Source organism: Kitasatospora sp. NPDC042419 (assembly GCF_056437345.1).
In genome coordinates, this window is record NZ_JBWKAW010000004.1 from 25,696 (window position 1) to 38,791 (window position 13,096).

General features: G+C 73.8%; 11 protein-coding genes and 1 pseudogene. 2 read left to right on the forward strand and 10 right to left on the reverse strand.

Going from position 1 to position 13,096, the window contains the following annotated elements:
• Positions 1-12: 12 nt before the first annotated feature.
• From AC067J_RS09980 to AC067J_RS10005, 6 genes are all read right to left on the reverse strand, one after another.
• The gene (locus AC067J_RS09980) at positions 13-1,164 is read right to left on the reverse strand and encodes an aminotransferase class I/II-fold pyridoxal phosphate-dependent enzyme (RefSeq protein WP_478297429.1); all 1,152 of its coding nucleotides are present in this window, start codon (positions 1,162-1,164) and stop codon (positions 13-15) included.
• Positions 1,165-1,405: 241 nt separating this feature from the next.
• Positions 1,406-2,539, reverse strand: coding sequence for an FAD-dependent monooxygenase (locus tag AC067J_RS09985; RefSeq protein WP_478297431.1), 1,134 nt, complete (start codon positions 2,537-2,539; stop codon positions 1,406-1,408).
• A 151-nt stretch (positions 2,540-2,690) separates the two neighbouring features.
• Positions 2,691-3,347, reverse strand: coding sequence for a GTP-binding protein (locus AC067J_RS09990; protein WP_478297433.1), 657 nt, complete (start codon positions 3,345-3,347; stop codon positions 2,691-2,693).
• A 3-nt stretch (positions 3,348-3,350) separates the two neighbouring features.
• Positions 3,351-3,776 carry a DUF742 domain-containing protein gene (locus AC067J_RS09995; RefSeq protein ID WP_478297435.1) on the reverse strand — a complete coding sequence of 142 codons (426 nt, stop codon included), beginning with the start codon at positions 3,774-3,776 and terminating at the stop codon, positions 3,351-3,353.
• Between the two features lie 7 nt (positions 3,777-3,783).
• Positions 3,784-4,215 (reverse strand): roadblock/LC7 domain-containing protein, encoded by a 432-nt coding sequence (locus AC067J_RS10000; RefSeq protein WP_329878284.1) that lies wholly within the window; start codon positions 4,213-4,215, stop codon positions 3,784-3,786.
• The gene (locus AC067J_RS10005) at positions 4,212-7,214 is read right to left on the reverse strand and encodes a sensor histidine kinase (RefSeq protein ID WP_478297437.1); all 3,003 of its coding nucleotides are present in this window, start codon (positions 7,212-7,214) and stop codon (positions 4,212-4,214) included. The genes AC067J_RS10000 and AC067J_RS10005 overlap by 4 nt, the downstream gene beginning before the upstream one ends.
• Before the next feature lie 847 nt (positions 7,215-8,061).
• Between AC067J_RS10005 and AC067J_RS10010 the strand changes: the two are divergent.
• Together AC067J_RS10010 and AC067J_RS10015 are read left to right on the forward strand one after the other, a co-directional pair.
• Positions 8,062-9,717: pseudogene (locus AC067J_RS10010) on the forward strand (2-isopropylmalate synthase); the annotation flags it as partial.
• Positions 9,718-9,747: 30 nt separating this feature from the next.
• The gene (locus AC067J_RS10015; RefSeq protein WP_478298155.1) at positions 9,748-10,254 is read left to right on the forward strand and encodes a YbaK/EbsC family protein; all 507 of its coding nucleotides are present in this window, start codon (positions 9,748-9,750) and stop codon (positions 10,252-10,254) included.
• Positions 10,255-10,344: 90 nt separating this feature from the next.
• On the opposite strand, the gene AC067J_RS10020 is transcribed toward AC067J_RS10015, so the two are convergent.
• From AC067J_RS10020 to AC067J_RS10035, 4 genes are all read right to left on the reverse strand, one after another.
• Complete coding sequence (locus AC067J_RS10020) at positions 10,345-10,920, reverse strand: RICIN domain-containing protein (protein WP_478297439.1); 576 nt, start codon at positions 10,918-10,920, stop codon at positions 10,345-10,347.
• Positions 10,921-10,971: 51 nt separating this feature from the next.
• Positions 10,972-11,622, reverse strand: coding sequence for a hypothetical protein (locus tag AC067J_RS10025; RefSeq protein ID WP_478297441.1), 651 nt, complete (start codon positions 11,620-11,622; stop codon positions 10,972-10,974).
• A 124-nt stretch (positions 11,623-11,746) separates the two neighbouring features.
• A complete protein-coding gene (locus tag AC067J_RS10030) occupies positions 11,747-12,271 on the reverse strand; it encodes a GNAT family N-acetyltransferase (RefSeq protein WP_478297443.1) in 525 nt (174 codons plus the stop codon).
• Between the two features lie 304 nt (positions 12,272-12,575).
• Complete coding sequence (locus AC067J_RS10035; protein ID WP_478297445.1) at positions 12,576-12,980, reverse strand: hypothetical protein; 405 nt, start codon at positions 12,978-12,980, stop codon at positions 12,576-12,578.
• Positions 12,981-13,096: the final 116 nt, after the last annotated feature.

Below are 13,096 nucleotides of genomic sequence, written 5' to 3' on the forward strand. Positions count from 1 at the left end.
GCGGGCGGGCCGTCACACGGCCGGCGGTCCGTCCGGTCCGTCCGATCCGTTCAGCCCGTCCGGCCTCTCCGGCAGTTCCCGGGCGGCCGGTCGCGCCAGTGCCTCCAGGCCCTCCAGCGCCGCCTCGTTGAGCAGGTTGATCCGGACGAACCCGGGGAGGCCGGCGAGTTCGAAGTACCGGCCGTCCAGGGCGAGCAGCCGCCCGGCGGGGGCGTTCGGCCGGGCGAACAGGAAGTAGCCGGTGTCGATGGGCTCCTGCGCGGCCAGGGCGCCCGCCGCGGTGAGCCGCTGGTGGCTGGTGCGGACGTGGTCGAGCAGCCGGTGGTTGCCCTCGATCAGCATCAGGTCGGCGGCCCGGTGGGCGAACAGCCGGTCGGCCATGGTCACGTCGCCGTGCAGGTTGAGGTGGAGTTCGGCGAGCGGTTCGCGCAGCGGTTCGGGGACGAGCAGGTGGGCGCAGCGGTAGCCGTGGATGGAGAGGTACTTGGTCGGGCAGACCATCCGCAGCGTGTGGTCGGCGGGCAGCGCGGCGGAGTCCTCCCGGCGGCCGCCGTCCCAGCGCATGTACTGGAAGGTGCCGTCGACGAACACCAGTGATCCGGTGGCGAGTTGCCATTCGGCGAGTTGCTTGAGCACGAGCGCGGGGACGCGCCGGCCGGTGTACCAGACCGGGTCGGTGAGCAGCAGGACGGTCCGCTCGTCGGGCAGCCGGAGGTCGAACCCGGGCTGGTGGGCGTGTGCCTCGGTGAGCTTGACCGGCTCGATGCCGAACCGCCGGAAGAGGTAGGCGAACTTGTAGTAGACCGGCGGCAGGTAGTGGACGCGGGTGTGGCCGGTGAGCCGCAGCCAGGTGCAGAAGGTGGCGAGCAGGGCGCTGGAGCCGCCGGCCGGGACGACCTGGGCGGGGGAGCACGGCTCACCGTCGTAACTCTCGTGCAGCCGGGCGATCTTGGCGCGCAGCACGTGGTCCTCGTCGATCGCCGGGTAGCGGGTGACGTCGCCGAGCCGGTACGGCGGGGTGTGGGCGAGGTCGCCGAGGTAGTCGGCGACGAAGGGGTGGCCGCCGTTGTAGTCGGAGACGAACAGCCGCCCGTCCGGCTGTTGCCGGGCCCGTTCCACGGCCTCGTGCAGGTCGAGCATGTGGAACAGCGACGACGACGTCATCCGTCACCCCTCGGGCGGTCGGCCTCTTTGTCGGACGGGCGTCAAGTCTGTCCCCGGCCCGGCACGGACACAAGTCCGCGCCGGGCCGGGGTCGTTCACGCCGGGTCGTCCGCCGGCCGCTCATCGGGCGCTCGCGGGCCGCTCAGGGGTCCGCCCGGGGCCGGCCCACGGGCCCGCCGTGCGGCAGGAGTTCACGGGCCGTTCACGCCGAGGCGGCCGGGCCCGGCCGCACCGGGGGCGCTCAGTACGGCTGGACGAGGACGTGCGCGGCGCCCGGGATGCCGACCTTCAGCAGCTCGTCCTCCTCCGGGGTGGTCGGCGTGCCGGTCTCCTGCTTGAGGATGGCGCGGGACAGCGCCTGCACCCACATCGCGCGCGGCCGGCGGCGCTCCTCCCAGGCGGCCAGCGCGGCCGGCACGGTCTCGGCGGCGTCCAGGCTCTGGGCGAGCACCAGCGCGTCCTCGACGGCCATCGCCGCGCCCTGGGCCAGGTGCGGGGTGGACGCGTGCGCGGCGTCACCGGCCAGCACCACCCGGCCGACGTGCCAGGGCTCCTCGACGGTGACCTGGGAGATCCGGGTGTAGACCACCGCGGCCGGGTCGGTGACCTGCGACAGCGCCTCGGCGATCGGCCCGCCGAAGCCGGCCAGCCGCTCGCGCAGCTGCTCGTGGGCGAGCTCCTCGTCCGGCCGGAAGTCCTCGGCCTCGGCGAACACCGAGCCCAGGTACATCAGGTCCTCGCTGATCGGCGTGAGCAGCGCCTTGGCCTTGAGGTTGCCGGCCGACATCACCACGCCCTGCACCTCGGGCGAACGCGGCAGGGTGACCCGCCAGTTGGCGAAGCCGGTGTACTCGGGCGCGTACGCCTCGCCGTAGAGCCGCTTGCGCAGCGGCGAGCCGATGCCGTCGAAGCCGACCACGAGGTCGTAGCGGCCGCTCTGCCCGTCGGACAGGGTGACCGCCACCTCCTCGCCCTCGTCGGTGAGTTCGGTGATGGTGGTGCCGAACCGGATGCCGACCCCGGCGGCGGTGGCGGCCTCGCCGAGCAGCCGGGCGAGGGCGGGCCGGGGGATGCCGTTGTTGGACGGCGCGTCGCCCATCCGGGGCTGCGGGATCTTCGCGACGGTGGCGCCGGCCGGGTCGCAGATGGTCAGCACCTCCCACTCGAATCCGGCCGCGAGGCACTGGTCCAGGACGCCGATCTCGCGCATCACGTGCAGCGCGTTGGACGGCTGGATGATGCCGACGCCGAGCGCCTCCAGCTCGTCGCGCAGCTCCACGACGTCGACCCGGTGGCCGCGCCGGGTGAGGGCGATGGCCGCGGTCAGGCCGCCGATGCCGCCGCCGTGGACGAGTACGCGCAGGGGTGGGGTCATGACGGGGTTCTCCAAGCGGAAGGGGAAGCGGGAGGGGGCGGGGACGGGAAGCGGGAGGAGGGGCGCGGAGCCCGGGCCGGGCAGGGGTGCCGGGGGAGGGGCCGGAGCTGCCGGCCGGAGGGGCGGAGGGGTGGAGGGGCGGAGAAACGTTTCAGCTGACCGGTGCGGCCGCCGAGAGGTCCATCAGATGGTCGACCAGGGCCAGCAGCAGGTCCCGCCCGTACGCGCGCTCCCGGACGTCGCCGAGCAGCATCGGCACCTGCGGGTCGAGGTCCAGGGCGGCCCGGATCTCCTCCGGGCTGCGGGTGTTGTGACCGTGGAAGCAGTTGATCGCCACCACGAACGGGATGCCCCGGCTCTCGAAGAAGTCGATCGAGGCGAAACTGGTGTCCAGCCGGCGGGTGTCGGCGATGACGATCCCGCCGAGCGCGCCGTTCACCAGGTCGTTCCACATGAACCAGAACCGTTCCTGGCCGGGCGTGCCGAACAGGTAGACCACCAGCTCCGGATTGACCGTGATCCGGCCGAAGTCCAGGGCGACGGTGGTGGTGTCCTTGCTGTCGACGCCCGACAGGTCGTCCACGCCGACGCTGGCGCGGGTCAGCAGCTCCTCGGTGCGCAGCGGCGCGACCTCACTGACCGAGCCGACCAGGGTGGTCTTGCCGACGCCGAAGCCGCCGGCGATCAGGATCTTGACGGCGGCGGGGGCGACCGCCGCCGGGCCGTGGGCGGCCGGGCCGCCGGCGGCGAGGCCGTTCGGCCCCGCCGCGTGCGGTCCGGGGAAGGGGAGGGGTGCGGTCGGTGCCATGGTTCAGAGTCTCCGGAGTCCTTCGCGTACGGCCGTCAGCAGTCCGAGGTCCACGCCCCCGCTGGCCCGGGCCACCGAGAGCGGCGGCCGGGCCAGCAGCAGGCCCTGCGAGATGAGATCGCCCAGCAGGATCTTGGTGACCGAGACCGGCAGGTCGAGACCGGCGGACACCTCGGCGACGGCGGCCGGGCGGCGGCAGCGCTCCAGGATCATCCGGTGCTCGGGCTGCAGCGCGCGCGGCCCGGACCGGGAGCCCCGGGTCAGCGCCTCGGCCGCCGGGTCGTCGACGGTGGTCAGCAGGGTGATCAGGGTGAGGTCGTCGCGCTCGGGCGCGACCCGGCCGCGGGTGATGGTGTAGGGGCGCACCATCGTGCCCGCGCCGTAGTCCTCGTCGTCGTCCTCGTCGGGCTCGCTCCAGTGGGGGCTCACCGGCGGTTCAGCCCCGGTTCCGGGCCGCGAAGGCGTCGAACTCGTTGCGGGCGGGGGTGCTCATCTTCTGGCCGACCTGCTGCACCAGCGTGTGCATGGCCACCGACATCACCTCGGCGTCCACCTCCTGGGAGGCGACCACGGCCAGGTGGGTGCCCTGGGCGGCGGCGATGATGAACAGCCAGACCTCGGCCAGCTCGACGATCACCTGGTGCACCGGCCCGCCGTCGAAGAGCTGGCCGACGCCGCGGGCCAGGCTCTGCTGGCCGGTGGCGACGGCGGCCAGCCGCTCGGCGTCCGACCGCTCGATGGTCCGCGAGTGGCTGACGACCAGGCCGTCGTCGGAGAGCAGGACGGCGCTTCTGGTCCCGGCCACCGAGTCGACGAGTCCGTCCAGCAGCCAGTCCAGGTCCTGGTGGGTGGCGATCGTACGGTTCATGGCTGCTCTTCCGTCCTCGTGGTTCGGGGATCCGCGGCGGGGAGGGCCCAGGGGGACGGGCCCGGTGCGGGAGTGGTGGGGCCGGCGGGGGTGGGGGGTGCCGGGGGGTTCGGGTACTCGGGGGCGGCGCCGTCCGGGTCCGGTGCGTGGCCGCGTGAGGCGCGGGACTGGCGCTGGAAGGCGCCGATGGTCGCGCCCGACCGGTGGGGCGGCCGCTGGAACGGGCCCGCCGCACCGCCCTGCCCGGTCTGGGCGCCCTGCCCGGCCTGCTCGGCCTGGCCGGTACCGCCCGGGAGGCCGGGAAGGCCGGGAAGGCCGTCGGTGCGGCCGGACGGGGGCTGCGGCGGGACCCTCAGCTCGGCGGCCAGGCTGGCCTGCCGGACGCGCTGCGGCAGCGGCGGCTGGCCGCCCTCCGGGGCGCTCAGCGGGATCGCCGAGGTGTACTCGCGCCGCTCCCGGCGCTCGGCGAGCCGGTAGTGGTCGGCCGGCCGGTACTGCTCGTCGGCGTACGGGGCCTCGTCGGGCGTGACGGTCGCGTAGGCGATGTCCGGGTACGCGGGGGCGTCGTACGGCGCGGCCGCGGCCTCGGGGGCGCCGTGGACGGAGCCGTCGTGGGTGCCGTGGGTGCCGTGGGTCGGGGTGCCGTGGGCCTGGGTGCCGTCGTACCCGGGCGTGCCGTACCCCGGGGCGGGGTAGCCGGGCGAACCGTGCTCGACCGGCTGCTCCGTCTCGGCCGCCGGCGCCACGTACTCGACGAGCGCGAACGCCTCGGCCGGCTCCGGCCGGGGGTTGCCGGTGAACCAGTCGGTGTCCGGCGGGACGTCGTCGTCGGTGAACGCCGGACCGCCGGAGTAGCCGTGGCCCCCGGTGAAGCCGCCGTCGCCGGCGAAGTCGCCGTCCTCGGCGGGAGCGGTGCTCCCGGCCGTGCCGGTCCCGGCGGCGCCGCCGTCGCCGAAGGCGTCGCCCCCGGCGAACGCCGGGTCGCCGGCCCCGTGCTCCTCCTCCGCGTCGACCAGGACCACCGGCCCCGCGGTCGGCTGGGTCGGCATCTCCGTCACCGAGGCGAGCACCGCCTTCCCGTGCGCGCCGCGCTGGCGCCGCGCGAGCGGGATCGGCTCGACCGGCGCGGCGTCCGGCAGGTCCGGGTCCCCGTCGATGACCAGCTCGCCGGGGACGAGCACGACCACCCGGGTGCCGCCGAACGCCGACGGCCGGAACTCCACCCTGATCCCGGTGCTCGCCGCCAGCCGGGCGACCACGTAGAAGCCGAGCCGGATGTCGTCGGCCCGGGCCAGCACGTCCATCCGGGGCGGGCTGACCATCAGTTCGTTGGCCGCGTCGTACTGGTCCGGGTCCATGCCGAGCCCGCGGTCCTCGATCTCGATGGCCAGGCCGCGCCCGACGACGGCTGCCCGCACGTCGACCGGCGTGGGCGGCTTCGAGAAGGTCGCCGCGTTCTCCATCAGCTCGGCGACCACGTGGGCCACCGGCCCGACCGCCCGCTCGGAGAGCCACGGGTGGCCCTCCACGTCCAGCATGATCCGGCGGTAGTCCTGCACCTCGCCCTGGGCGGAGCGGAGCACGTCCAGCAGCGGGACGGGCTTGCGCCACTTCCGCTGCGGCTGCCCGCCGGCCAGGATGACCAGGTTCTCCTCGTAGCGGCGCAGGCGCGCGGTGAGGTGGTCGAGGTCGAACAGCCCCTCCAGGACCTCCGGGTCCTCGTGCTTGCGCTCCAGCTCGTCGAGCTTGCGCAGCTGCTGGCCGATCAGCAGCTGGGTGCGGCGGGCGATCCGCTGGAGCAGCCGCTCGAACCCGCGGTGCTGCTCGGCCTGCTGGACGGAGGTCTCCAGCGCGGAGGTGCGGGCCATGTTGAGCGCCTGGCCGAGCTGCGCCAGCTCGTCGGTGCCGTTGGAGTGCGGTCCGGCCGTGATGGCCCGGCTCTCCGCCTCGACGTCCACCAGCTCGCCCCGCGCCAGCCGCTCCACCACCTGGGGCAGGGTCAGCTCCAGGTCCTGGGCCTGGACCTGGAGCTCCTTGATCCGGCGGCGCAGCGAGCGGGTCAGCCGCCAGCTGGTGAGGACCACCGCGACGACCGCGACCAGGCCGATCACGGCGGTCAGCGCGACGCGGGTGAGCAGCGAGATGATCGAGCCCTTGCCGACCTCCACCACGCCGTCCGTGCGCGCCTCGATGGCGTTCACCAGCTGCGGGTTCACCTGGTCGAGGGCCTGCCGCCACTGGTCCTGGAGCTGCGGGAGCCGGATGCTGCCGCTGGCGTCGGCGGCGGCCGGCCGGCTGAGCGCCTGCTCGACGGTGGCCTTGGCCTGCCAGGCGGCGCTGTTGGCGAGCTGCTGCCAGAGGCCCTGCTCGCCGGCCGGCACGTACGGGACGACCTGCACGGTGAACAGGTGGTCCTGGGCGCCGATGGCCTGCTGGAGCAGCTGGTAGTCGGCGGTGCTGAGCTTCCCGGAGGGCCAGCCGCGGGCCAGGATGGCGTCCTCGCGGGCCAGCATCTCCTTGGCCCAGAAGGCGTTGACCAGGGTCTTGGAGATCCAGGTGACCTCGCCGGTGTCGACGTGGCTGAGCGCGGTGAACAGCCGGAGGTCGACGGCGATCAGGTCGGTGTAGTACGCGTAGACGCTCTGCTGGTCGACGGCGGCGCGGTCGATCGCGGACCGCTGCTCGGCCAGCCTGCCGAGCGCGCGGCGGGCTTCGGCGACGGCGTTGCGGACCTCGGTGGGCGCGCTGTCGGCGGTCTCGCCGGACAGGGTCTGGAACTTCGTGACGGCCTCGTCGGTCAGCAGCCGCTGGCGCTTCAGCTGGTCGGTGACGGTGCCCGGCCTGGCGAGCGCCTCGGCGCTGAGTCGGCGCTCCTCCTGGAGGTTGTAGTAGACGATGTTGGACGGCTGTCCCGCCTTCTGCGCCAGCAGTCCCTGGGCCGCCAGGCGCTGGAAGTCGAAGAAGGTCACGCCGCTGGTGACCGCCCAGAGGACGGCCATGGCGAGGCTGGGGACGAGGGCGAGGACGAGCAGTGCCGTCCGCAGTGACAGGCGCGGACGCCTGCGGGGGGCCTTCGGCGTCGGGGGCCGCCGATTCGCACGCGCGCGCAGAGCTGACTCCTTGGGGCTGGCGGCCGGACCGTGAGGGCCGGGCCGTCCGGGGCACGGGCTTTTGACGAGGCGATACTAGTCATACGGTGTGTTAGGAGTGAAAGCGCGTTCGATCTTCGGACGACGTACACACACGTCCTTAACATTGCGTCAGTGTGCGGTTAACACCGCGGACGGCTGCCGACCGGCTCCTGCGGACCGCCCGCGACCCGCTCGTGGCCCGGCCGTGACCTGTCCGCCTCCCGTCCGCGTGCCGTCCGCGTCCTGTCCGCGAACGTGCCCCCGATCCGGCCGGGATGTGCCCGATCGTGCCCCCGGTGCGCCCCCGAGTGCGCCCCCCGGTGCGCTCCTCGGTGCGCCCCTGGGATGCCTGCCGCGCCGGCCGGGACCCGATGTCCGCTCCACGGAACCGAGTTGTCCCGCGCGCCGGATCGTGGTTACGGTACCCGCCATGCAGTCGTGGAGTCTCCTTCTCGTGGGCCGCAGCGGGGTCTGACCAGACCGGCACCCCGCTGCGGGTCGCCGTGCTGCCGGTCGTCGTCCGGTACCGACCGCGCGGAGACCGCGCAGCGAAGGACCACCTCCCGTGACCGCAGCAGGCACCGAAACAGCCGACGCAGTAGCCGACGCAGCGGGCAACGCCGCAAGCGCCGCCCCGCAGTTCCCCGGCCTCCGCACCCCCGCCGGCCCCGTCCCGGCCGGATCCCCCGCCTGGAACCCGCAGCGCGGCAGCGCCATGCCGTTCCACCGCTACCGCCCCGCCCACCAGCGCGTCCCGCTGCCCGAGGCGGCCGACCGCGCCTGGCCGTCGCGGCGGATCGAACAGGCCCCGCTCTGGGTGCCCGTCGACCTGCGGGACGGCAACCAGGCACTCGCCGAGCCGATGGACCCGGCACGCAAGCAGCGGATGTTCGACCTGTTCCTGGCCATGGGCTTCAAGGAGATCGAGGTCGGCTACCCCTCCGCCAGCCGGACCGACTTCGACTTCGTCCGCCGCCTCGCCACCACCCCCGGCGCGGTGCCCGAGGACGTGACCGTCGTCGTCTTCACCGCCGCCCGCGCCGACCTCATCGACCGCACCTTCGAGTCCGTCGAAGGACTGCCGCGGGTCGTCGTCCACCTCTACACCGCGACCGCCCCCGTCTGGCGCGACGTCGTCCTCGGCCGCAGCCGCGAGGAGGTCCGGGCGCTGGTCACCGGCGCCGCCGAACACATGGCCCGGCGCGCCGGCGACCGACCCGGCCTGCGGTTCCAGTTCTCGCCCGAGGTCTTCAACCTGACCGAGCCGGACTACGTCCTGGAGCTCTGCGACGGCCTCACCGAGCTCTGGGACGCGAGCCCCGACCGCTCGGTGATCCACAACCTGCCCGCCACCGTCGAGATCGCCACCCCCAACGTCTACGCCGACCAGATCGAGTACCTGCACCGGCACCTGGCCCGGCGGGACTCGGTGATCCTCTCCGTCCACCCGCACAACGACCGGGGCACCGGCGTCGCCTGCGCCGAACTGGCCGTCCTGGCCGGAGCCCAGCGGGTCGAGGGCTGCCTCTTCGGCAACGGCGAACGGACCGGCAATGTCGACCTGTCGACCCTCGCGCTGAACCTGTACACCCAGGGCGTCGACCCGATGGTCGACTTCTCCGACATCGACGAGATCCGGCGCACCGTCGAACACTGCAACCGGCTGCCCGTCCACGAACGCCACCCCTACGTCGGCGACCTCGTCCACACCGCCTTCTCCGGCACCCACCAGGACGCCATCAAGAAGGGCTTCGCCCACCACGCCAGGACGGCCGCCGACCTCGGCGTCCCGCCCGGCGAGGCACCGTGGGACGTCCCCTACCTGCCGATCGACCCGGCCGACCTCGGCCGCGACTACGAGGCGGTGATCCGCGTCAACAGCCAGTCCGGCAAGGGCGGCATCGCCTACCTGCTCCAGGCCGGCCACGGCCTCGACCTGCCGCGCCGCCTCCAGATCGAGTTCTCCCGGGTGGTCCAGGAGTCCACGGACGACAGCGGACGCGAGGTGACCGCCGACGAGCTGTACGCGCTGTTCCGCGCCACCTACCTGGACCGGGCGCTGCCCGCCGAATGGCGGACGGGGGAGGACGGCGGCGCGCACTGGGCCGAGGTCACCCTCGACGGCACGACGCACCGGGGCACGGGCAACGGGCCGCTCGACGCGGTGTCCGCGGCCCTCCGCGCGGCCGGACACCCCGTCGACATCCTCCGCTTCACCGAGCACGCCGTCCGCACCGGGCCCGACAGCGACGCCGTCGCGTACGTGGAGGCCCGGGTGGGGGGCGACGTGGTCTGGGGAGTCGGGCGGGACACCTCCGTCCTGACCGCCGGCGTCCGGGCCGTCCTCGGCGCCGTCGGGCGCGGGCGGGCACGCCCAGCCGCCGTCCGGCAGGATGGCGCGATGACGTCCTCCCTCCCCGCCCGCAGCCAGGTGGTCGCCGACGCCCTCGCGGCAGCCGGCCTGCCCGGCGGGATCCGTGTCCTGCCCGACTCCGCCCGCACCGCAGCCGAGGCCGCCGCCGCCCTCGGCTGCGAGGTCGGCGCCATCGCCAACAGCCTCGTCTTCCGCTGCGACGGCGCGCCCCTGCTGGTCATGACCAGCGGCTCCCACCGCGTCGACACCGCGCACCTGGCCCGGCAGCTCGGCACCGGCCCGATCGAGCGGGCCGGCGCGGCCGAGGTCCGCGAGGCCACCGGCCAGGCCATCGGCGGCGTCGCCCCCGTCGGCCACCCGGCGCCGCTGCGCACCGTCGTCGACACCGCGCTCGCCGCCCACGAGGTGCTGTGGGCCGCCGCCGGCCACCCGCACACCGTCGTCCCGATGAGCTACGACGAGCTGCTCAAGCTGACCGGCGGCACCCCGGCCGAGGTCGCGCCCGCGACCCCGGCCGAGGTCACGCCCGAGTAGGGACCCGTCCCTCGCGCGAGGTCCTCCCGGCGGCTGCCCGGCGCCGGGAGGACCTCGCTGTCCCTCGCTGTCCCTCGCTCCCCCCTTCGGCTACCAGACCTTCTGCAGGGTGAACAGGTCGGCCTGGAACTGCATCTGGACGGCGTGCGCCGACCACCAGCCGCCCTGGACGGTCACCCAGCTCTTGCTGTTCTGCGCCTGGAGCGCGACCAGGTCGGTGCCCGGGACCGGCTTGCTCCAGAACACCTCCCGCGACTCCCAGTTGCACTCCTCGGTGAGGAGCCAGGTGCCGTCGTCGGTGTAGCCCCGGTCGACGGCCAGGCACCACCAGCGTGCGTGGTCCTTCAGCTTGTAGAACCTGCTGCCCGGGTGGGCGGGGTCGGGCCGGCTGCAGAGCTGCCACTGCTGGACGGCCTCTCCGTCCCACGGCGCCTGGATGATCGAACCGTGCTCGCCCCGCTCCATCGACACCTGCAGCACCATCCGGTCGTCGCCGTACGTGTGCGGGGTGAGGATCCGGTACCCGCCGCCCTCGCAGCTGTAGCCGTCCATCGGGTCCGCCGCTGACGCGGCGGGAGCCCCGACCGTCAGCAGCGCGCCGACGGTGACGGTGGCGCCGAGGACGGCGCCGATGCGGCGGGCGGCCCTGCTCCTGTGCTGTGCCATGGTTCATCCCCTCCTGGTCGAACGTGGTGGTCGACGACGTGCGGAACTCACCTACTTGCAGAGCTCCTTCTGGGCGGCCTCCCGGACGGTGCGCGCGGGCGCGGCCGGTGCGCAGGTGATCGTCCCCTCCTCGGGGAAGCTGAAGGTCGTGTACTGGCCGGTGCCGGACTGGCTGGCGTTGATCCAGTAGCCCTTGCCCGGGCCGGAGCGGGCGCAGAGGTACCGGGACCACTCGCCGTCGACCCGCAGGACGCCCCGGTAGATCCCGTAGAAGCCGGGCGCGTTGAGGTTGACGACCCGGGTGAGCTCCGTCGTCCGGGTGCTGGCCCGCTGGTTGGCGACCTGGAACCCGACCTTGGCGCCGACGCTCGACAGGGTGGACGTGTAGGTGGCGCTGAACTCCGCGGAGTTGTTGATGCTCGTGGTGACCGAGGTCATCTCGGTGAGCTTCTTGGTCTGCTGGCCGGTCGTTCCGGGAGCGACGTTGAAGGAGGAGAACTCGGTGATCACCGGCGTGATGACGGCCGTGGTGATGTCGTCCCAGATGTGCTCGACATCCGGGTTGCAGGTCACCGGCGGGGGAGTCGCGTGCGCGGGAGCCGCGCCGAGCCCGAGGCCGGTGACTGCGAGGAGTGCGGCGAAGCCGGTGCCGAGAGCGGCTCGCCGGCGGGGGAGAGTGCGTGCGGTACGTGCTGTTGTCACGAGGAGAGATCCCTCCGGTAGGGGGAATGGTCCCGAGCTGACTACCGGAATCCTCGGTGGCGCCCCGGCACGGTTTCCATCCCAACTATCTGGAGGGAAAACGTGCCGGGGCGATTGTTCTCGGCTAGGCGATGCCGAACGGCGCCGCCCAGCGGGCCGTCCCGGACGGCAGCGGGTCGCGGTCCGCGTCCAGGCTCAGCGCCATCCACGCCTCGTCCGGCGCGTCGACGGTGAGCACGATCCCGTGCGCCGAGGCCCGGCCGAACCCGAACCGCGGGTAGTACGACGGGTGGCCGAGCAGGATCACGAACCGCTCGCCCTTCGCACGGGCGGCGTCCAGCGCGGCCCGGACGACGGCGGATCCGGCACCGGACCGCTGACGGTCGGGGCTGACCGAGACCGGGGCGAGGGCCAGGGCGGGGACGTCACCGATGAAGGCACGGGTGAAGGCCACGTGGCCGACCACGGTGCCGGACGAGTCGGTGGCCACGGTGGAGAGATCGCCGATCCACGCCTCGTCGGCCCGCAGGGCGTCGAGGAGGTCGGCCTCCGTCGGCCGGCCGAACGCGGCCAGCGTCAGCTCACGGACGGCCGGGACGTCGGAGGACGCCTCGACACGGGTGTGCCACGGGGAGGAGAAGGAAGACATGGGGGAAACCCTTGGGATGAAGGGGTCCCAGCGTGCGAGAACGTCAGACCGGGACCCGGGAGGTGAGGACACTCGGGGTGCCGCGCAGCACGTGCGCAGCCGCTGTCACCGTGGCCACAATTCACCTTCCCTGTCTCTGAACGGTCCCTGGCCGAGCTCGGCCGAGCCCGGACGAACGACCGTAACACGCGCTGCGGAGCCGGGGCACACGGATTTCCGGCCGGTGCGACGGGCTGCCGGGTGGTGCGTCGCGGACGGTGCGCCGTGGCGGTGCGTCGTGGCGGTTCGCGCGGGCGGGCCGGGCTCAGGACGCGCCGAAGACCCTGGCCAGGGCCCTCCGCGCCGCGACCCTGCCGGCCTCGCGGAACGCGCGGTCATGGGAGTCCACGGGGTGGACGACCATGCGCCGCAGGACCGCCCGGCAGTGGACGGCGATCCGCTCGTCCCCGGCCAGCACCTCGCGCATGCCCTCGTCGAACGCGACGAGGAGCGCGAAGACCTGGCGGTAGTCCTCGTCACCGCCGGCGGCACCGAAACGGAACCGGACGTCGCCCGGCAGGACGAGTTCGAAACCGGCCGGTCCGGTGCCCGGCTCGAAGTCGACCGTCGCGACGGCGGCCCCGCCACCGCACCCGCCGGCCTGACGGAGGACCCAGGTCTCCACCTCGCGCACGGGCTCGGGCGGGAAACGCACGGGGTCTACGGACATCGCACCATCGTAGGCGGCGTCGAATCGCGCAGGGGGAGCCGACCGGTCCGACGTCCCGTGCGTGCGGCCGCTCCTCCTCGGCGCTCTGTGCGGGTCTCTGCGCGGCTTTCCGCGCG